Origin of the sequence: Vibrio marisflavi CECT 7928 (assembly GCF_921294215.1) — a bacterium.
GTDB classification, from domain to species: domain Bacteria; phylum Pseudomonadota; class Gammaproteobacteria; order Enterobacterales; family Vibrionaceae; genus Vibrio; species Vibrio marisflavi.
In genome coordinates, this window is the sequence record NZ_CAKLDM010000002.1 from 1,033,663 (window position 1) to 1,052,130 (window position 18,468).

Genomic DNA, 18,468 nt, shown 5'->3' on the forward strand with positions numbered 1-18,468 from the left:
ACAACAAATACGAAAGGTTACAGCCATGAACAATATCAACAATGCCAGTTTGTTAACCAAAATGACTGAAGAAAGTCATCAAACCCTATCTATAGTAAACCCTGCTAATGGTCAAACGATAGGGCATGTATCGAAGCAAGACAACAACGAAATTATGGATGCTATTGAGCGCTCCCAGATCGCTCAAACGGCTTGGGCAGCACTGCCCGCGAAAGTACGAGCTGAGAAGCTGAATCGTTGGTATCAATTGATCATTGATAATCAAGAGGATTTAGCGAGAATCTTGACGACTGAGCAAGGGAAACCTCTTACTGAGGCCCGTGGAGAAGTGTTGTATGGTGCGAGCTTTATCCAGTGGTTCGCCGAAGAAGCAAAGCGCAGCTATGGAGACAGCATACCAGCGCCGAGTGGCGATAAGCGCCTAGTGACAATTAAGCAGCCTATTGGTGTTGCCTGCGCGATCACTCCATGGAACTTTCCAATAGCAATGATTACCAGAAAAGCGGGTCCAGCTTTAGCTGCTGGTTGCTCGTTTGTTATAAAGCCTTCTGAACTTACTCCACTATCGGCATTTGCTATCGCAGAACTTGCTTATCAGGCGGGTATAGATCGTGATGTGTTGCAAGTTGTGTTGGGAGAGTCTCCAGAGGAAGTGGGGCAAATTTTCTCGACACACCCGTTGATTCGTAAGCTTTCATTCACTGGCTCGACACGAGTCGGTAGCATTCTGATGACGCAGTGTGCAAAAGATATTAAGCGGACTTCGATGGAGTTGGGTGGCAATGCTCCTTTCATTGTGTTCGATGATGCGGATATCGACAAAGCTGTAGAAGGCGCAATTGCATCCAAATTTAGAAATGCTGGTCAAACATGCGTTTGTGCCAATCGATTTTATGTTCACAGTAATGTTTATGATGATTTCGTCGCAAAGTTTGCTACAGCAGTTAGTAAGCTTAAGGTTGGTAATGGACTAGAAGATGGGGTGAGTGTTGGTCCAGTGATAAGTGCCAAGGCGAAAGAGAATATCCAAGCGATCATTGATCGCTTTGTCGACCAAGGAGCTGCGCCCGTTAAACCGATACAACCTTATGGTGGCTTGTTTATGGCTCCTGTTGTTCTCAGAGACGTGAAGCATGGTATGAAAGGTGTACAAGAGGAGATATTTGGCCCTGTTGCGCCTGTCATCAAGTTTGATAGCGATGAGGAGCTTATTGATATGGCAAACGACACAGTCTATGGCCTTGCTTCGTATTTCTATAGCCAAAATATACATCGAATTTGGAAAGTCGCTGAGGCGTTGCAATATGGCATGGTTGGTATTAACGATGGAATCATTTCAACCGAGGTTGCGCCATTTGGTGGTGTAAAACAGTCCGGCATTGGTAGAGAAGGTGCGAAGCAAGGACTAGATGAATACATGGATGTGAAATACCTATGTTTTGGTGGGATGTAATAGTGCAAAGAAATATCATTGTGGAGAACAAAAAATGACAAATAACCAATGGCACGAAAAAAGAAGTCAAGTGATCGCAAACGGTATGGGCGCGGCGTATCCGTTGTATGTTGCCAAAGCAAAAAACGCACACATTTGGGACGTGGAAGGAAATAAATATATTGATTTTGCAGCAGGGATAGCAGTGACAAATACAGGTCACAGCAATCAACGTATTATTGAAGCTGTTAAAAATCAAATTGATCAATTTTCACATACTTGTGCGATGGTTACGCCATACCCGTCTTTTGTTGAGTTAGCAGAGAAGCTGACAAATTTAGCGCCAGGTGAGAGCCAGAAAAAGGCCATATTTCTTACAACAGGAGCAGAAGCCGTAGAAAATGCGGTCAAAGTTGCTCGCGCCCACACTAAACGAAGTGGCGTGATTGCGTTCAAAGGAGGCTTTCACGGTAGGACCAATCTGACCATGGGATTAACCGGAAAAGTAGCGCCATATAAAGCTGGCTTCGGGCCTTTTCCGGGAGAAATCTATCACGCACCATACCCAAATGAATTTCATGGTGTATCTAATGAGCAGAGCTTAGCAGCACTAGAGGATATATTTACTTGTGATATTGAGCCTAGCCGCGTCGCTGCAATTATTTTTGAACCCGTTCAAGGAGAGGGTGGTTTTTACCAAGCGCCAACAGAGTGGGCACAAAGGATACGCGCTATCTGTGATAAACATGGAATAGTATTGATTGCAGATGAAATTCAGACTGGGTTTGCTCGAACAGGCAAAATGTTTGCTACCGAATATCTCGATATTGAGCCTGATTTAATGACGATGGCGAAAGGTATTGCAGGAGGGTTTCCAATATCTGCCGTTGTGGGTAAATCCCAAATAATGGATGCTGCGAATGTCGGCGGCCTAGGCGGAACTTACGCAGGATCACCGATGGGATGTACGGCAGCGCTCGAAGTTCTCAAAGTAATTGAGGAGCAACAGCTTTGTCATGCAGCACTTGCCATTGAAGAAGTAGCGTCTAAAAATCTGGGTGATCTACAAAGAAAAGTCTCAAGTATTGGAGATATTCGTGCTTTGGGTGCAATGATAGCGATCGAGTTTACTGACCCTAATTCAGGTGCACCCTTACAACAATTTACCAAGGATGTGATTGCGAATGCGCAAGGCTCTGGTTTAATACTTCTTTCATGTGGCATAAAAGCTAATGTAATTAGATTGTTACCACCTCTTACGATTGAACCAGAAGTATTAGAAGAAGGACTAGACAAGCTATCGGAAATAATTTTGTCCATTGAAGGTGTGAACTCTTAACCTTAAGCAGTCATCCCTATATTTAATTATCGCCCTTGTTTCGTTATGGAATGAGGGCGACTTTTTTGCGTATGAATCTTGGAATTAACTGCTACATTTAAAAAACGTAAAGGGAAATTACGGTGATTACTCAGGATGAAAAAATTACTTATTACTCTAATTTTTGGTTTCTTTTGGGCCAATTATACATATGCAGAAAAGCAGAAAATATCATTTTGTTTTGATCCTTGGCCTCCTGTTCATTCATTAGATGCCTCGGGTAAACCTATCGGACTTTTTATCGATTTGGTAGAAGTGATGTTTGTAAACCATCTTGGTATGGAAGTTGAGTATATACAGCTCCCTTGGAAACGTTGTCAGTCATACGTAGAGCTCGGTACTGTTGATTTCATGATTACGACTAAAACATCAGATCGGACCAAGTATTCAACAGCAAGCGGCCAATCTGTCTACGATATGTACAACAGTGTCTATACATACAAAGGCAACAAAAGGTTGGCTTCCATCAATGAAATTAGGAAGCCAAAAGATATAGCAGACAAAGACCTTACAGTAGTGACTTATTTGGGAAATGGTTGGTACAAAAAGAACTTTTCAGAATTTAAGATAAACACAACTTACCTAAACAACATTAAGCCAGCAATTCAGTTTCTAGCGACAAAAAGGGCGGATCTTTACATTGGAGGTGATATTGTTGCTAACTATCAGATAAAACAAAATAAGTTACAGGACAAAATCATTAAAACGCCCGTCGGCTTTGACCCTTACTTAATGAAAATTATGGTTTCCAATAAATCGAACTATATAAAACAGCTACCGAAAATTAATGCAGAAATAGCTAAGTTTTTAGTGTCTGACGAATATGCCAAAATTATTTCCCAATACAGTTTAACTGCAGAGAAGTAATATCTTGCTCTTTATATGAGCATGGGTGAATATTAGTGTGATTAACCTAATTTACATTTGATATATTTATAAATAGTTCTTGAAATATTTTTAACATTAATGTAATTATGTGGCATGCAATGGGATAGGAGTAGACATTTAGATGCGTGTTGATTTTGAATTGGCAAAATCGATAAGGATATCTATAGAAAAGCTAAGCGTAGGGATGTTTGTTACAGCAATTGAAGAGAGTGATAATATCACGCTCGCAAATGCTGGTAGAGTCCATTGTCCAACCTCAATCAAAAAGCTAGTGGATAATGGAGTCAAATTTGCTTGGGTTGATAAGAAACTTTCATGCGAGAAGTGTGAAATTCAATCTCAACCAATACAGCTAGTTGATCCCATTGAACGCCAATCACTTCAGGAAGTCAGAGAGAAGCGTAAACTCGCCACTAGAGATTCTCAGCAAAAGAAGGCTAAGGTATTAGTCGAGCAAGCGAGAGATCTCGCCAATAAACTACTTACCAACACATTCCAAAGAAGAACGACTTTAGTTGATGACATAAGTTCTTGGGCTGAAAAAATTGTCGACTTTGCATTAGTTGATACTGATGCTATCCGCTGTGTAACCGCTTTACGCAACAAAGATGATTATTTGTTGGAACATTCCGTTAATGTCTCCTGCTTACTCGTTAGCTTTGGTAAACACCTAAATATGAATAAGGCAATGCTGAAACAGCTTGCGATTGGCGGCATCATTCATGACGTTGGCAAAATCAGGGTTGAAAATAAAGTACTTAATAAACCTGGTAAGTTAACCGAAGAAGAATTTGAACAAATCAAAATGCATCAGACTTATGCCAAGGAAATTCTTGCTAAAGTTGATGGAATTAGCCAAGTAGCCCGTGATATCTGTTTAATGCACCATGAGAAACTTGATGGCACGGGGTATCCAGATGCCTTATCTGCTGATCAGATTCCAGTTCATAGTAGGATGAGTGCTATTGTGGATATATACGATGCTCTTACGGCTGACAGGTGTTATAAGAAGGGAATTAGTTCAGCAGAAGCTTTCAAGATAATGCTGGATATGAGCCCAGATAAACTCGATAAAGAGCTAGTATACAAATTTATAAATTGCATCGGTATTTATCCGGTAGGGTCGGTCGTAGAGTTATCCGACGGGAGAGTTGGAGTTGTCTGGGAACGCAATGAATCCAACCCGCTAGAGCCAGAAGTAAAATGTGTTTACTCTCGTAAATATCGTCACTTTATCGATGTTAGTTACGTAAAACTGAGTAAACACGAAGTTACCATTGAGCGAGCTGTTGCTCCTTCGGCTCTAGAAGTCGATATATCGCCGTACTACAACTAGCTAATGCAAAGCGATCTGAACTATATCGTGCTATATAGAAATATATGAAACTGGCACGTCAGGGTTCAGCGCTTCTAAAGTCGTTTGTGTGTCAGCAAGATGACTCGAACTAGCTCCAGACATTTCGATTAGTGCAGCCGACCGAATTTCGGTTAAGCTCTTTCCATCCATTAGCACTTGAATTAGAGCTACTTGTAGTGGTGGAAGGCTAGGGTTAAATGCTGCATTTTCTGCATATGAGCCCTTATAGACTTGCCCACTAGTGAGTTCTAATGCAACACCACTAAGATTTCCACTGTATGGCGCATGGCTTTGATTAAGAGCAGCGAGTGCTTCAGAGACTAACGAGTCGCTATTAGGTAACTGCTTACCGTGATCTTCATCGCCCATTAACCCAACCGTGATGCCAAGATCTTCTGGGCCGAACGAGTCTGGTAAATACTCTTCAAGAGACATTTCATCTCTTTCAGGCAGTTGTACTTTGAGATCCTGCGCGGTTGTGAGTTCACGCATAAACTGTCGACAGTGGCCACATGGGCTATAGTTTACAGTTACATCGATAATGCCTTTTTCACCTTTCATCCAAGCATGGCTAATAGCACACTGCTCTGCGTGAATAGACTGGCTCAACTGAGTACCTAAAAATTCGACGTTAGCACCGAAGTAGAGTGTTTCCGATAGGCCTCTGACTATTGCTCCAACATGAAAGTTAGATATTGGTGCATATGAATATGCAGCAGCGACTGGAAGCAGTGAAACTCTAAGCTCTTCATCTGATAAACGAGACAGTGAAAGTAGCTCACTGTATTCATGCTTAGATATCGTACCGGAAAAGCCTTCTGCTGTGATAATGGATGACAAATACTCTTTAATAAGGGGTGGCACTTTCTCTAGTGCTTCTTGAAGTCGAATACTCATTTCAAATCCTATGACATTAATGAAGTTATATTTTATGCGCTTGCACAGAATAAAATGTGATAAAAATCACTTTAAAGTATGCAAAAATAATCAAGTTTGCAAACTATAAGTGATGTCACACAATTTACCATGTTCAAGAGAACTTAAAAGAAATGACTAAGCCATATGGAAAGAGAAAAAAATGCTGGAGCGAGAATCGATGTGATGACTCCGCAGATAACTAATGCTAGTGAACTATATGCAGCGTCATTTTCTGTTTTTTCTGCCGCAGTTGCCGTTCCAAGAGCATGTGAAACCGTCCCCATAGTCAAACCGCGAGCAATTGGATGTGTAATATTGAGTATTGAGTAGACTGGGTAGGCAATAATAGAGCCAAACAAGCCGACAATAAGCACTAAAATAGCAGTGATAGCAGGTTCTCCACCTAAGTGGCTTGAAATTACCATGGCGATCGGGGTTGTCACTGACTTAGCCACAACACTCGCTAAAAGGGTTGGATTTGCTTGAAAATAAGCAGCTAGCAAAGTCGCTGAGAACATAGACATGGAACTGCCTATTGTGCAGGTCAAAAGTATGACTTTCCAATTTTGCCTTATTTGCGGAAGCTGTTCATAGAGAGGATAAGCTAATGCCACTACCGCCGGTTGTAGTAAAAAGGTGACAAACTCGTTCTGAGCGTAGTAGTGCTCAAATGGGATATTGAACAAGATCAGAACACCAATTATTGCAGCAACACTCACTAATAGTGGGTTCAAAAATGGTGTGTTTGCCTTGTTGCTGATCCATTTGGCTATGATGTACAGTACGACTGTTAAAATGAACCACATCACTTGGCTCCTCTTTTCAACAATCGATCAAGAGTGAAGCTAAGGCTCACTAACACAATGAATGTTCCACCGAGAGTGCTAGCTAAAATTGGTAATGCACTGCTAATTAGTACATCGAAATGCTGCATGAGGCCGACGCTGATAGGTACAAACAAAAAGACCATGTAACGAATAAATAAACTTGCTCCGGGCTTAACCCATTTTAGTGGAACGACATTTGTCGCAAGTAGAGCAAATAGAATCAGCATTCCAAAAATACTGCCAGGTATAGAAACTCCCAGCAAAGATTGGATGCCCTTTCCTATAAATAGACATATAAAGATCAGTAAGAAAGAAACTAGGTACTGAAGAAGGTTAACTAACATATAAATCGCTTTGCTTGAACGGCTGACTGAACGCTGGCACTCATCTAAACGATAGGCCAAAGCGTCAGAGTTGGTCTTTTATATACCAAAGTTTCTATGATGTCAGCTGTTCAATGTATTGATACACTGATTTCAAAATTGCCATTTTCGCCTGATTTTGTTCATGATCATGCGCAAGGTTTTCTAAGTTAATCATGTAATCTGGTAGATTGCGCTCAAAATAGTCCCGACAATGGTTCGCCCAATGAGTTTGCTCATAAATATCAAGACTCCAGTTAAAGTGACGAGCACGATAGTTAAACAGTAGTTGGGAGATGCGAGGATCCTTAAAAGAGATATCTAGTGCCGCAAGGTTGTTCGGAGCAGTCGAACGTATGATCTCCATCGAAGCTTTGTCTGCCGGAGAGAAGAAACCATCGTACAGTTTAGTATCTACGTCATCAGAACCCTCGTATATACGCTCTTCCGAATAGATTTGAGTAAGCTTTTCTCTAATTTCGGGGTGTTGACGAATAAGAGCTAAGTTCTCTAGACAGCGCTTACGATCAATATTTATCGTAGCAGCATTCTCAGCCGTTAGAGTTTTAGCTGGAGCGAGTATCGGGCATTTATTAAGGTGAACTAACTTTATTGGGATAGGCAGTTCATCTTCAGATAATTCGTCTCGTTTGGTGTATAACCGACGTTTGATTTCTTCAGTAGGAAGCTCAATAAGTGGAGAGACATCTTTTGCTAGATCAACCACAGCTACTGCGTTTTTATTGGTTGGGTGCCAGACGATAGGTGCGACCCACGACGTATACTGGCACTCTCGCCCTAACATTCCAGACACATGCATTAGTGGAGTGATATTGACAACATCTATCAGCGCGTTGAGCTTTTTCTTATGGCGCATTTGCAAAAAGTAGTTAAAAAGCTTGGGCTGAGCGGCCTTTAGCTTTTTGGCAAGCTCTATCGTGGCGATAACATCAGCCATTGCATCATGGGCGTTTGAGTGTTCGATTCCATTTGCTACGGATAGATCTTCAAGTTTGAAGCTGGTGAACCCTTCGGCATTTTCAGGCCAGCTAATACCTTCTGGCCTTAGTGCGTGACAGGCTCTCATAACATCCAACAAGTCCCAGCGGGAATTACCATTTTGCCAGCTCCATGCGTAAGGGTCGATAAAGTTTCGGTAGCATGTGTAGCGAGTCACTTCATCGTCAAATCGAATGCTGTTGTAGCCAAGACTCGTCGTGTTTGGTTTAGATAATTCGTTGTGAATTTTCTCAATGAACTCTGGCTCTGGTAGCCCCTTGGCTTGAGCTTGCTGAGGCGTGATTCTAGTAATTAACGCAGCTTCCGGTGAGGGAAGGTAATCTTGTGGCAATTGACAATAAATGACCAACGGCTCGCCAATGATATTGAAATCTTCGTCTGTTCGAACTCCGGCAAATTGACTAGGTCTGTCTTTTGCTGGGTTGGTGCCCCATGTTTCGTAATCAAAAAAGAAAAAAGTTGGCTGTGTGGTGCTGGTCATTTGGTTCATTCTTATCAGAGGAGTGAGTGAATACCTGTTATCGATATTCACTCTTAGTGACTGCAAGTATCTACCAAATAGCTTTGATATTGCAAGAAATTCGCAACGCCTAAGCTTGTTGTGACGCTGTTTCTCCATCAGGGTTGAGATCTTGCTGCTTTAATAATCGGCTTGTTATTGTACCAGCGGTCATGGCTCCGGAGACATTGAGAGCTGTTCGTGCCATATCGATAAGAGGTTCAATTGAAATCAGCAACGCAGCGATAGTGACGGGTAAGCCCATCGCAGGAAGGACTATCAGTGCAGCAAATGTGGCTCCACCACCCACGCCAGCGATGCCAAATGAACTGATAGTAACAATAGCAATGAGTGACAGAATGAAGTGTGTATCCATGGGGTTGATACCGACGGTAGGTGCAACCATTACTGCCAACATTGCAGGATAAATACCCGCGCAGCCATTTTGTCCAATCGTCGCTCCAAAGGTGGCTGAAAGGTTAGCAACTGCTGGTGGGACGTTGAGCTTGTTTATTTGAGTTTCTACATTTAGAGGAATCGTGGCAGCAGAGCTTCGTGAAGTGAATGCAAAAGTAAGTACTGGCCAGATTTTTTTAAAGTATTGCTTAGGGCTCACACCGACAAAAGAAAGCAGCAAGCCGTGTACAACAAACATGAGGATTATTGCGCTGTACGAAGCGACGATAAACCCAAATAAATTGAGAATGTCAGCAACACTTGAAGTTGCGACTACTTTTGCCATTAGAGCTGCAATACCGTATGGAGTCAGTGCCATGATCATTCGTACTAATCGCATCACGATAGCTTGAGATGCGTCTACGATAGACTTTATCGTTGGCTCCAATTCACTATTCTCATGAGCGACTTTTCTTGCTGCGATACCTGCTAGTACACCAAAAATAACGATGGCGATAATTGAAGTCGAGCGTGCTCCAGTTAAGTCTGCAAATGGATTGGTTGGTATGAAGCTGATTAGCATTTGTGGAATCGTTAGGTCATGAACGCTTTGTAGGCGATTCTCCAAAACGGTGGCACGGGCAGCTTCACGCGCACCTTCGGTTAGACCTGCAGCCGATAAGCCGAACACATGAGTGACAACAATACCAACAAGTGCGGCAATGGCTGTAGTAAGCAGCAGTACAAAAATGGTTATTCCGGATATTTTTCCAAGAGAGCCACCTTTGTCGAGCTTTAGCACCGCGGATATCATAGAGACCAACACGAGTGGCATGATTATCATTTTTAATAAACCAACGTACCCACTACCGACGATGTTTGTCCATTCCAGTACCTGTTGAATAACGGGATTGCCCGTACCGAGAACAACATGTATGCCTAATCCAAATAAACTGCCAAGAATAAGCCCGAATAGAACAAGCTGGGAAAGGGTGTTATTTCTACGTTGTCGTTGATAGAGGAAGAACAAGATAAATAGGAACACGGCGATGGCCGCAAAGAAACTTAGGGACATGGACTATTTCCTTATAATATTCAATGTCTTTATCACAATTTGTGTGCCAACATATCGGAATTATTTGCACTCTATAAATAAAATAAAAGCATAAGATATTCCAATATGGATATAAAAGCATAGTAGGGATTATTGAGACTGGTAGTCGTTAAGTAGTGTCAAAATGTCATCACTATTGAGAATGGTGTGTCGTTTTAGGTTGGGATCGAGCAGTCCAAACAGCATTGCTAGCGCCACATGTCTAGCATTGATTGGAATGAGCTTGGTTAATGGGCCACGCATAATAGGTTTTAAATGGTCGAGTAAAGCTAGAGTGATAACTTCACTTTTTCGAGGAGTGTCACGCATTCCAACAAGAGGACCTGGGCGTACTATTAGTAGTTTTTCAAATCCCATCCCTGAAAGTGCTATCTCCATTTTGCCTTTGCACCTTAAATAATGAGAAGGCGTGTTTTTTGAAGCGCCATAACTGGATATTACTGAAAGGTGAGTAACACCAAGCAGCTTCATCGTTTGGGCCACTTCGCAGACGAGGCCAAAATCCACTTTTTCGAGTTCCGAGGAAGAACCTGCCTGATTTCTTGTTGTGCCTAAACAGATGAAACCGAGCTTGGGTACTAGTTTGTTATCGTCCCAGTTATTGATATGCAAATTTTCGTTCTGAATGATTTCTAATTTAGGATGCATAAAAGGAAGTGGGCTTCGGGTAAGGGCATATATGTGCGAGATTGGACTATCTTCCAGCATCTCTTTTAGTAGTTCTGAGCCAACCATACCTGAACCGCCGGCTATTATGGCAACGAATTTGTTGTTGTCTTGTCCCATGCCCATCTCCAATCTAACTTAGGCTTGGTGATATTGTTAGCATAGTCAAAAACTAATAAAGGGTAGAAATACTTAGTTGAACAGACTTTATCACTTGGCTCACTACTGAATGGGTAAATTACAGTAGTGAGGCCAGCCTTATTAACGTTTCATTGAAAATGACTTCATGTCATCGATAGTGGGACTCGTTTTTGTTTGTTGGCGCCTCCTCCTTTACTCGGGCGCTGCCTTTTAGCGTTTTGATTGGCAAACATAGAAACTCCTTCTCGTTGTTGCTCCTAAATAACAGCAATACTGCTGCATTGTTCGTGCCACTCTTTGAGCTCAAAGTAAGAAAAGTATAGAAGAGATACTCCAATTTGGCTATGTAATGAGTTTTATATGTGTAAGTCCGCTTTTGATCATCAATGTTTATGTTATGTATGTTTGGACTTCTAGACATCTGCTTTGAAAATTGCAAATGAATTTAGTAGAGTGGTGTAACTGTCACCTATAAGGAAGTGTCTCATGTATGAAATTCCACAACTCGATTTAAAAAATAGAGTTTCTGATGTTGAATGGCAAACAAGGGTTGAATTGGCTGCAGCGTATCGATTGTTTGTCATGCATGGTTGGGATGACTTGATCCATACACACATCTCAGCTCGTATCCCCGGCACTGAAGAGCTTCTTATCAATGCATTTGGATTGGCGTTCGATGAAGTTACTGCTTCGAATTTAGTAAAAATTGATATTGAAGGGAATGTTATTGACCCTGGTTGTCCGTTCACGATAAACCCTGCAGGATTTACCATTCACAGTGCAGTACATGAGGCTCGCCCAGACGACCAATGTGCTCTTCATGTCCATACCAATGATACGGCTGCAATTGCCAGCCTAAAGGAAGGGCTGTTGCCACTTAGCCAGTATTCTATGTTTGCTTTGGCTTCGCTAAGTTACCACGATTACGAAGGGCTAGCGGTTAATCACGAAGAAAAGCTTCGCCTACAAAATGATCTTGGTAATACCAATTTTATGCTACTAAGAAACCATGGTGCTTTAACAATGGGCAAAACTATTGGTGACGCATTTATGCACATGTACGACTTAACGCGTGCCTGTCAAATTCAGCTACAAATTCAAGCAACGGGTCAAGAGCCTCAGTATGTCGATCAGTCAATTGTCGATGGTATCAAAGCTCAAGCGAACATTGTTCATTCGGGTATTACAGGTGGACAAACAGCTTGGCCTGCGATGATGCGTAAAGTAAAGCGTGCATATCCAGATTTTGACCAGTAAAAATAAACAATAAATATACGAATGTGAAAGTAGGTAAGCCTCAAAATGAAAGTAACTGAGATAGAAATTTTTGATATCCATTGTCCCAAAAGGCCACCATGGAATCCGGTGTTTGTTCGCATCCATACAGATGAAGGTATTTCTGGAGTTGGAGAAGCGGGTTTAGCATACGACTGGGGCCATAGCGCGGCAGCTGCGATGGTCAAAGAAATTGCAGAAGCAGTACTAGTTGGATATAACCCATTTGATACAGAGCGCCTGTGGTCAAGAATGCTGAGAGAGAGCTTTTGGGGCTTGGGTGGTGGGCCAGTTCTTTATGCTGCTATGAGTGCCATCGATACTGCGCTTTGGGATATTAAAGGGAAAGCTCTTGGCTTACCTGTATACCAGCTCCTTGGTGGTAAGACTAACGACAAACTTCGTACGTACGCGAGTCAATTGCAGTTTGACTGGGATAAAGAGTGCAAAAAGCTGATCGAACCAGAAGAGTATGCTGAAGCCGCATTGAAAGCAGTGGCTGAAGGCTATGATGCTGTGAAAGTTGACCCCATTGTTTACGATCACAATGGTGAATCATCATTCGATAGAACGAAGTTGTTTACTCAACCACAAATGCGACTCTTTGGTAACCGTTTGAGAGCAATTCGTGATGCAGTTGGTACTGACGTGGACATCATTTTTGAATCCCATTCATTAATGGGTGCAGCTTCTGCAATTCAAATGGGTGAAGTCATAGAAGAAGTGGGCTGCATGATGTATGAAGAGCCAGTTAACTACTTAAACTCGGCTATCCACAAAAAAGTGTCTGACAATGTAAAAGTACCGATCGCTGGTGGTGAACGCCTCTATCATCGTTGGGATGCTAGACCGTATTTTGAAGATCAGAGCATTGATGTTTTGCAGCCGGATGTTGGACTATGTGGTGGTTTCACTGAAGCGAAGAAAGTGTGTGATTATGCTGATGTATATGATATTCGCGTGCAAGCTCATGTTTGTGGCGGGCCAGTAGCGACAGCGGCTTCATTGCATTTAGAAACGGCCATTCCTAACTTTCTGATTCATGAGCATCACACGTATGCAATCAAAGATTGGAATAGAGAACTCTGCATTCAAGACCCTCAACCTGAAAATGGTTTCTTCCAAGCCCCAGATACTCCGGGGATTGGAATAGAGCTCAATGATGAGGTGGTTAAACGCTCACCACATGTTTCAGTAAAGTAAGTCTTTAGAATTTATACCAAGTTACGGCGTTGTCATGGAGCAACGCCTTTTTTTGTCTTGTCGTAACGTCGGTATATTGCTGCCAGAATTCTTTATACGGCTTTGAAAATAGGCATAAAGGAAAGTTGCTTGCCAACATTACTCGGTGTTCACCAAAGGCGGATAAACACTCACTGATGACGCTTTTGAGCCACTTTTGGTCGTAGCTTCGGTTACCCATTTCCCAGCCAGAGCACTTGACCGCAATATTGCTGAATTGGCCAAGAGCTAACAAGTTTTTCTTCCATGTATTCCAATCATGCTCACTCACTTGAGGTGGGAAACCAGCATGGTTGATAATAATGGACAGCGTAGGAAACTGCTTCATGTTGGTGATCAATTTACTGACAGCTGAGGTATCGGTTAAAAGCATTTGTAAATCGAAAGATAGGCCATGATCATCTAGCTGAGCTAAATTACCAATCACATTTTTGTTAGATAGTAGTTCGTTAGCCTGATCATCAAATATATGCCGAACGCCTACTACCGACTGATAGCTATGTAGCTTTTTAATGTAGAACTTAAACTTAGAGGCTGTTTTGGTCAAATCGGCACTGGCTACTGAACGAAAGGGTAGAGCCGCAATGCTCTCAAGCCACTCTACTTCTCGCCACCACTGCACATTATCAAAACCGGCTTCAATATGAACATAGCCCGCCAGATTAGAGTTACCATTTAATTCAAGATCACGTTCATTGAAGTTACGACAAATATGTTCTTTATCGGGCCAACAAGGTGGATTCTCTGCTTTTAGCCAATGATAATCACCTTTATCGATGTCAAATAGATGCAGGTGTGGGTCAATTATCTTTAACATCAAACTACCTACTGAGCAGTATATCCGCCATCAATGACTTGTGTCGTGCCTGTTATAAAGGTGGAGTTTTCACCTGCAAGGAACAGTGCATATTGTGCAACCTCTTCAGGCTGGCCGATTCTGCCCAAAGGCTGTAGATCCGCTTCGCTCTTGTGTACTTCGTCCATATCTTCGCCAGAACGCTTGCAATAGTTCTCAATAGCGTTGTGATACAGTGGGGTTTCTATTGTGCCCGGACACAGAGCATTGGCACGGATATTATATTTTGCGTAATCAAGTGCTGTAGTTTTTGCGATGGACGCCAATGCCACTTTACTTAAGTTGTATGCAAATGAATTGGGCTTTGCGACGAGAGCTTGCTCGGAGGAAAGAATGATAATTGAGCCTGATTGCTGTTTTTTCATCGATGGTAAAACAGCTTGCACAGCAGAGTAGGTACCTTTGACGTTGATATCAAAAACTCTTTGTAATTCTGACTCTGAAGTATTCTCTATAGTAGCGGAATAGTGGATCCCAGCGCAGGTAATTAATACGTCGATGCTGTGCTGTTCGGCTATTTGAAAAATATGCTTTTGTACAGCGTTATGGTCTGTGATATCGCAGTGAATGTGATTCCCAACCTCACTTTGTTGCAAATCAAGGTTAAATACTAGGTAGTTATTTTGTTCGAAAAGGTTAACAATTGCTCGACCAATACCAGAGCTTCCGCCCGTGACAATACAAGTTTTTTTCATGATTTATTAATATGCGAGTTGAGAAACGAAAATCATAACTTAACTTAATCAGTTCTGATACATCGAAGTGCAAAAACATGCTCTTTCTGGCGGGATAGCATTAGAACATTGCCATTTTTATGTTGAATGTTATTGAGTAAATGAAAGATAAGATTGTTTACTATTTTTCTCAAGTAAACAAGGTTATAACTAGCGTGACTCCATGCTAGAATACTTGTCAAAGCTGAACTCGACACAAAAAGTTCGTCGATGTAGTGGTTGTGTCGTTGACAAGCTGCGTTTATTTGAGAGTATGGATTACATGTATTTCATATCTATTAATGATAACTGCGATCTCCTTTGTATAAATCGTATCGTCAACTTATTAACATACCGCTGTGCATTAAAGGAGTAGCGCATGACTCAATCTCTATTTAATCAATCATTTTTACATGATTCACTTAACCTGTCTCAAGACGTATTACCGCAGCAAAAAAGCTTGGCTAGTGGGATAGTACTTAAGCTTCATCAGCGAGGTGTCCTAGAAGTTATCCCTGCTAATCTTGATGAAAATACCAAACACATAGTTGCTTCTTGCGGTGTTCATGGTGATGAAACTGCGCCAATGGAGTTGGTTGATAAGATAGTAGCTGATATCGAAAGTGGGTTGTTGAATATTGAACACCGCTGCTTGTTTATTATTGCTCACCCAGAAGCGACAAACATACATAAGCGTTTCGTTGAGGAAAACCTCAATCGTCTATTTGATATTAAAGAGCACCCTCTAAGCAAAGATACCTCAATCACTAAAGAGAGAGTGATTGCTGAGACATTAAAGTCTTTAGTGAAGCAGTTCTATCAGAATACGGATAGCAGTCGTCGTTGGCACTTAGATTTGCATTGTGCAATCAGGCTTTCCAAACATTACTCATTTGCAGTTAGCCCTAAATCTCGACACCCTGTACGTAGTAGGGAGTTAGTCGAGTTTATAGAAAAAGGGCACGTAGAAGCGATACTGCTCTCCAATGCTCCATCAGGTACATTTAGCTGGTATAGTGCAGAGAATTTTGCTGCCCAAGCAGTAACTCTTGAGCTAGGACGGGTGGCAAAAATTGGACATAATCAGCTAGAGAAATTAGCAGCTTTCGACGTCGCTTTGCGAGAACTGATCACCAACAGTCCTTCTAACCAGCAGCCGAAGAAACCCGTTATTTACCGCGTAAGCAGAACAGTTGTTCGTCTGAACGAAGATTTCGACTTCCTATTTTCTGATGATGTGGAAAACTTTACTTCGTTTAAGCATGGTGAAGTATTTGGTCATGATGGTGATAAGCCGCTTATGGCTAAAAATGAAGGTGAAGCAGTTGTATTTCCAAACCGGCACGTTGCTGTTGGTCAGAGAGCTGCCCTAATGGTTTGCGAAGTGAAAACTCGATATGAAGACGATCAACTAGTTTACGATTGATTTTCGACTTCACTCTTAATATGTCATTTCTTCAAAATGATTGGCTTAACAATAATAGTTAAGCCATTCTTGTTTCTAGTATTCAGTAATCGATAGTGGTCATGGAAATTAGTCAGCTCCTTAGTCAAAGAACCCGCCAATGGCGTAGAGCAATCTGTATATTGATGGCCTTACTTATAGTCGCTAGCATTGCGTATTTGTCATTTGGCCAGATTTTTATATCTCCTTTTGGTCACTTTAACGAGCTGTCAAAAACTTTGCTTGTTGAATTAAGGTTACCAAGGTTAGTTGCCGCAATTCTAATTGGTGCATCATTGGCAGTTTCAGGTGCTGTACTACAGGTTTTGTTAGGCAATGTGTTAGCTGAGCCGGGTGTACTTGGGATATCAGGCGGTTCAAGTTTAATGATGGTCATTTTACTTTTTTTGCTGCCGTTTTGGGCGACGCCTACTGGAATGATGATAGCAGCGATATCAGGAGCGTTAGCCTTTACGAGTATCCTTGTTTTTATGGCGAAACGAATGAGGTTGACGACTGCTAGATTGTTGCTGGTGGGCGTAGCGTTAGGGATATTAACGAGTGCAGCAATTACTTGGGCGTTTTATTTTAGCGACAACATGAACCTAAGGCAGTTGTTGTACTGGCTAATGGGCAGTGTGTCAGGTATGAGTTGGGGGCAGCTGAGCCTCGGAGTAGTAATCCTTCCATTTGTTGTGTGGTTATGCTCGCAGGGAAATACACTCGATACGCTAATGCTCGGTGAGACTCATGCCAAACAACTTGGTGTGAATGTACACACAATTCGCTGGAAGTTAATTCTTGCTATCTCTGTTATTGTTGGCTGTGCTGTTGCTTTGGGCGGAGTCATTGGGTTCGTTGGGCTTGTTGTGCCACATTTAGTACGCTTGTCTATTGGAACTGAGAATAAGTATTTGCTGCCATGTTCAGCGATTTCGGGGGCTTTGCTCGTTGTGTTAGCTGATTTGATAGCACGAACATCAATCAGTGGTGGAGAATTACCATTGGGCGTTGTTACAACAACAATAGGAGCACCAATTTTTATTTGGATGCTTATTCGTAATTATGATTCGAATTAATTCGCTGAGTGTCGGCTCTAGGCTACTTCCTTTGTCCTTTGAATGTCATCGTGGAGAGGTTCTCCACCTAATCGGTCCAAATGGTAGTGGAAAAAGCACGTTATTGTCTGCTGTTGCAGCTATCGAGCAGTTTACTGGCACTGTGGAAATCGACGGTGTAGATAGTAAAAATTACACTTTACATGAGTTAGCCTCAGTAAGAGCTTACTTATGCCAAAGTGAACGACCTTCATTCAATATACCTGTATTCCGTTATTTGGTTTTGTCGATACCTTCTAGTTGCAACCCTACGGAAGCTATCGTAAACGAAACTATTTCCTATCTAGCACGAGAAGTGCGCATCGAAGACAAACTCCATCGGCCTATCCATCAATTATCCGGGGGGGAATGGCAAAGGGTTCGACTCGTTGGGATATGCTTACAAATTTGGCCTACGATCAACCCTAACTCAAAGTTACTGCTGTTAGATGAACCAGCAGCTTCTCTAGATATAGGACAAGAGAAATATCTTTATAAGCTCATCCAGCAAGTATCAGAGCAAGGCATTACGGTTATTATGGCTAACCATGATCTGAATAGAAGCCTTAAACACGCAGACAAAGTGGTTTTACTTGAAGAAGGCGTCTTGGTTGAGTCAGGTTTAGTTGAGGAAGTCTTGCAACCAGAGTTGATCAGTCAGGTATTTAAGACAAAAGTGAGTTTAGAGAAAGTAAACGGAGCTAATATATTGATTTTTGAATGATTCTAGTGCGCTATGCACTATGGTTGTGCTTCATAGATAAGCCGAAGAGTGTAGTCTTATTCTTGAATGTTATTTAAAAACAGTATGTTAAGGACAGTTTGGTGAGTTGGTATGAGTCT

Annotated in this window: 17 protein-coding genes; 9 read left to right on the plus strand and 8 right to left on the minus strand. The window is 41.9% G+C overall.

The features are described from left to right. Positions 1 to 25 precede the first annotated feature (25 nt). The 4 genes from L7A31_RS11450 (at position 26) to L7A31_RS11465 (ending at position 5,034) form a co-directional block, all read left to right on the plus strand. The gene (locus L7A31_RS11450; protein WP_237361647.1) at positions 26 to 1,453 is read left to right on the plus strand and encodes an NAD-dependent succinate-semialdehyde dehydrogenase; all 1,428 of its coding nucleotides are present in this window, start codon (positions 26 to 28) and stop codon (positions 1,451 to 1,453) included. 34 nt (positions 1,454 to 1,487) lie between these two features. Then, on the plus strand, positions 1,488 to 2,771 hold the full coding sequence (gabT, locus tag L7A31_RS11455; protein ID WP_237361648.1) for a 4-aminobutyrate--2-oxoglutarate transaminase: 1,284 nt from the start codon (positions 1,488 to 1,490) through the stop codon (positions 2,769 to 2,771). Between the two features lie 135 nt (positions 2,772 to 2,906). Continuing rightward, on the plus strand, positions 2,907 to 3,677 hold the full coding sequence (locus L7A31_RS11460; protein WP_237361649.1) for a substrate-binding periplasmic protein: 771 nt from the start codon (positions 2,907 to 2,909) through the stop codon (positions 3,675 to 3,677). 142 nt (positions 3,678 to 3,819) lie between these two features. Further along, complete coding sequence (locus L7A31_RS11465) at positions 3,820 to 5,034, plus strand: cyclic di-GMP phosphodiesterase (protein WP_237361650.1); 1,215 nt, start codon at positions 3,820 to 3,822, stop codon at positions 5,032 to 5,034. Positions 5,035 to 5,064: 30 nt separating this feature from the next. Here the strand turns inward: L7A31_RS11465 and cdd are convergent, their stop codons facing one another. The 6 genes from cdd to L7A31_RS11495 all read right to left on the minus strand — a co-directional run bounded on the left by cdd (position 5,065) and on the right by L7A31_RS11495 (position 10,977). Continuing rightward, on the minus strand, positions 5,065 to 5,952 hold the full coding sequence (gene cdd, locus L7A31_RS11470; protein WP_237361651.1) for a cytidine deaminase: 888 nt from the start codon (positions 5,950 to 5,952) through the stop codon (positions 5,065 to 5,067). Between the two features lie 143 nt (positions 5,953 to 6,095). Then, the gene (locus tag L7A31_RS11475) at positions 6,096 to 6,779 is read right to left on the minus strand and encodes a CidB/LrgB family autolysis modulator (protein WP_237361652.1); all 684 of its coding nucleotides are present in this window, start codon (positions 6,777 to 6,779) and stop codon (positions 6,096 to 6,098) included. Further along, a complete protein-coding gene (locus L7A31_RS11480) occupies positions 6,779 to 7,144 on the minus strand; it encodes a CidA/LrgA family protein (protein ID WP_237361653.1) in 366 nt (121 codons plus the stop codon). The genes L7A31_RS11475 and L7A31_RS11480 overlap by 1 nt, the downstream gene beginning before the upstream one ends. Before the next feature lie 94 nt (positions 7,145 to 7,238). Continuing rightward, on the minus strand, positions 7,239 to 8,663 hold the full coding sequence (sbcB, locus tag L7A31_RS11485) for an exodeoxyribonuclease I (protein WP_237361654.1): 1,425 nt from the start codon (positions 8,661 to 8,663) through the stop codon (positions 7,239 to 7,241). A gap of 109 nt (positions 8,664 to 8,772) precedes the next feature. Then, entirely contained in the window at positions 8,773 to 10,152 is a 1,380-nt protein-coding gene (locus L7A31_RS11490) for an L-cystine transporter (RefSeq protein WP_237361655.1), read from the minus strand. Between the two features lie 129 nt (positions 10,153 to 10,281). Further along, entirely contained in the window at positions 10,282 to 10,977 is a 696-nt protein-coding gene (locus L7A31_RS11495) for a Rossmann-fold NAD(P)-binding domain-containing protein (protein ID WP_237361656.1), read from the minus strand. 507 nt (positions 10,978 to 11,484) lie between these two features. On the opposite strand from L7A31_RS11495, the gene L7A31_RS11500 reads away from it, so the two are divergent. After that, a complete protein-coding gene (locus tag L7A31_RS11500; RefSeq protein ID WP_237361657.1) occupies positions 11,485 to 12,255 on the plus strand; it encodes a class II aldolase/adducin family protein in 771 nt (256 codons plus the stop codon). Between the two features lie 45 nt (positions 12,256 to 12,300). Then, positions 12,301 to 13,476, plus strand: a complete 1,176-nt coding sequence (locus L7A31_RS11505) for a mandelate racemase/muconate lactonizing enzyme family protein (protein ID WP_237361658.1) — start codon at positions 12,301 to 12,303, stop codon at positions 13,474 to 13,476. Between the two features lie 4 nt (positions 13,477 to 13,480). Here the strand turns inward: L7A31_RS11505 and L7A31_RS11510 are convergent, their stop codons facing one another. After that, positions 13,481 to 14,332: an amidohydrolase family protein gene (locus L7A31_RS11510; protein WP_237361659.1), complete on the minus strand. Its 852-nt coding sequence runs from the start codon at positions 14,330 to 14,332 to the stop codon at positions 13,481 to 13,483. An 8-nt stretch (positions 14,333 to 14,340) separates the two neighbouring features. Then, entirely contained in the window at positions 14,341 to 15,066 is a 726-nt protein-coding gene (locus tag L7A31_RS11515) for an SDR family NAD(P)-dependent oxidoreductase (protein ID WP_237361660.1), read from the minus strand. Between the two features lie 397 nt (positions 15,067 to 15,463). On the opposite strand from L7A31_RS11515, the gene L7A31_RS11520 reads away from it, so the two are divergent. The 3 genes from L7A31_RS11520 to btuD all read left to right on the plus strand — a co-directional run bounded on the left by L7A31_RS11520 (position 15,464) and on the right by btuD (position 18,349). Then, positions 15,464 to 16,510, plus strand: a complete 1,047-nt coding sequence (locus L7A31_RS11520; protein ID WP_237361661.1) for a succinylglutamate desuccinylase — start codon at positions 15,464 to 15,466, stop codon at positions 16,508 to 16,510. A gap of 101 nt (positions 16,511 to 16,611) precedes the next feature. Beyond that, positions 16,612 to 17,607, plus strand: coding sequence for a vitamin B12 ABC transporter permease BtuC (gene btuC / locus L7A31_RS11525; RefSeq protein ID WP_237361662.1), 996 nt, complete (start codon positions 16,612 to 16,614; stop codon positions 17,605 to 17,607). Further along, the gene (gene btuD / locus L7A31_RS11530) at positions 17,594 to 18,349 is read left to right on the plus strand and encodes a vitamin B12 ABC transporter ATP-binding protein BtuD (protein ID WP_237361663.1); all 756 of its coding nucleotides are present in this window, start codon (positions 17,594 to 17,596) and stop codon (positions 18,347 to 18,349) included. Before btuC ends, btuD begins: the two co-directional genes overlap by 14 nt. The last annotated feature ends 119 nt before the right edge of the window (positions 18,350 to 18,468 follow it).

Coding starts and splice junctions, on each gene's coding strand:
- L7A31_RS11450 (WP_237361647.1), top strand. CDS start 26: ATGAACAATATCAACAATGCCAGTTTGTTAACCAAAATGACTGAAGAA.
- gabT (WP_237361648.1), top strand. CDS start 1,488: ATGACAAATAACCAATGGCACGAAAAAAGAAGTCAAGTGATCGCAAAC.
- L7A31_RS11460 (WP_237361649.1), top strand. CDS start 2,907: ATGAAAAAATTACTTATTACTCTAATTTTTGGTTTCTTTTGGGCCAAT.
- L7A31_RS11465 (WP_237361650.1), top strand. CDS start 3,820: ATGCGTGTTGATTTTGAATTGGCAAAATCGATAAGGATATCTATAGAA.
- cdd (WP_237361651.1), bottom strand. CDS start 5,952: ATGAGTATTCGACTTCAAGAAGCACTAGAGAAAGTGCCACCCCTTATT.
- L7A31_RS11475 (WP_237361652.1), bottom strand. CDS start 6,779: ATGTGGTTCATTTTAACAGTCGTACTGTACATCATAGCCAAATGGATC.
- L7A31_RS11480 (WP_237361653.1), bottom strand. CDS start 7,144: ATGTTAGTTAACCTTCTTCAGTACCTAGTTTCTTTCTTACTGATCTTT.
- sbcB (WP_237361654.1), bottom strand. CDS start 8,663: ATGACCAGCACCACACAGCCAACTTTTTTCTTTTTTGATTACGAAACA.
- L7A31_RS11490 (WP_237361655.1), bottom strand. CDS start 10,152: ATGTCCCTAAGTTTCTTTGCGGCCATCGCCGTGTTCCTATTTATCTTG.
- L7A31_RS11495 (WP_237361656.1), bottom strand. CDS start 10,977: ATGGGACAAGACAACAACAAATTCGTTGCCATAATAGCCGGCGGTTCA.
- L7A31_RS11500 (WP_237361657.1), top strand. CDS start 11,485: ATGTATGAAATTCCACAACTCGATTTAAAAAATAGAGTTTCTGATGTT.
- L7A31_RS11505 (WP_237361658.1), top strand. CDS start 12,301: ATGAAAGTAACTGAGATAGAAATTTTTGATATCCATTGTCCCAAAAGG.
- L7A31_RS11510 (WP_237361659.1), bottom strand. CDS start 14,332: ATGTTAAAGATAATTGACCCACACCTGCATCTATTTGACATCGATAAA.
- L7A31_RS11515 (WP_237361660.1), bottom strand. CDS start 15,066: ATGAAAAAAACTTGTATTGTCACGGGCGGAAGCTCTGGTATTGGTCGA.
- L7A31_RS11520 (WP_237361661.1), top strand. CDS start 15,464: ATGACTCAATCTCTATTTAATCAATCATTTTTACATGATTCACTTAAC.
- btuC (WP_237361662.1), top strand. CDS start 16,612: ATGGAAATTAGTCAGCTCCTTAGTCAAAGAACCCGCCAATGGCGTAGA.
- btuD (WP_237361663.1), top strand. CDS start 17,594: ATGATTCGAATTAATTCGCTGAGTGTCGGCTCTAGGCTACTTCCTTTG.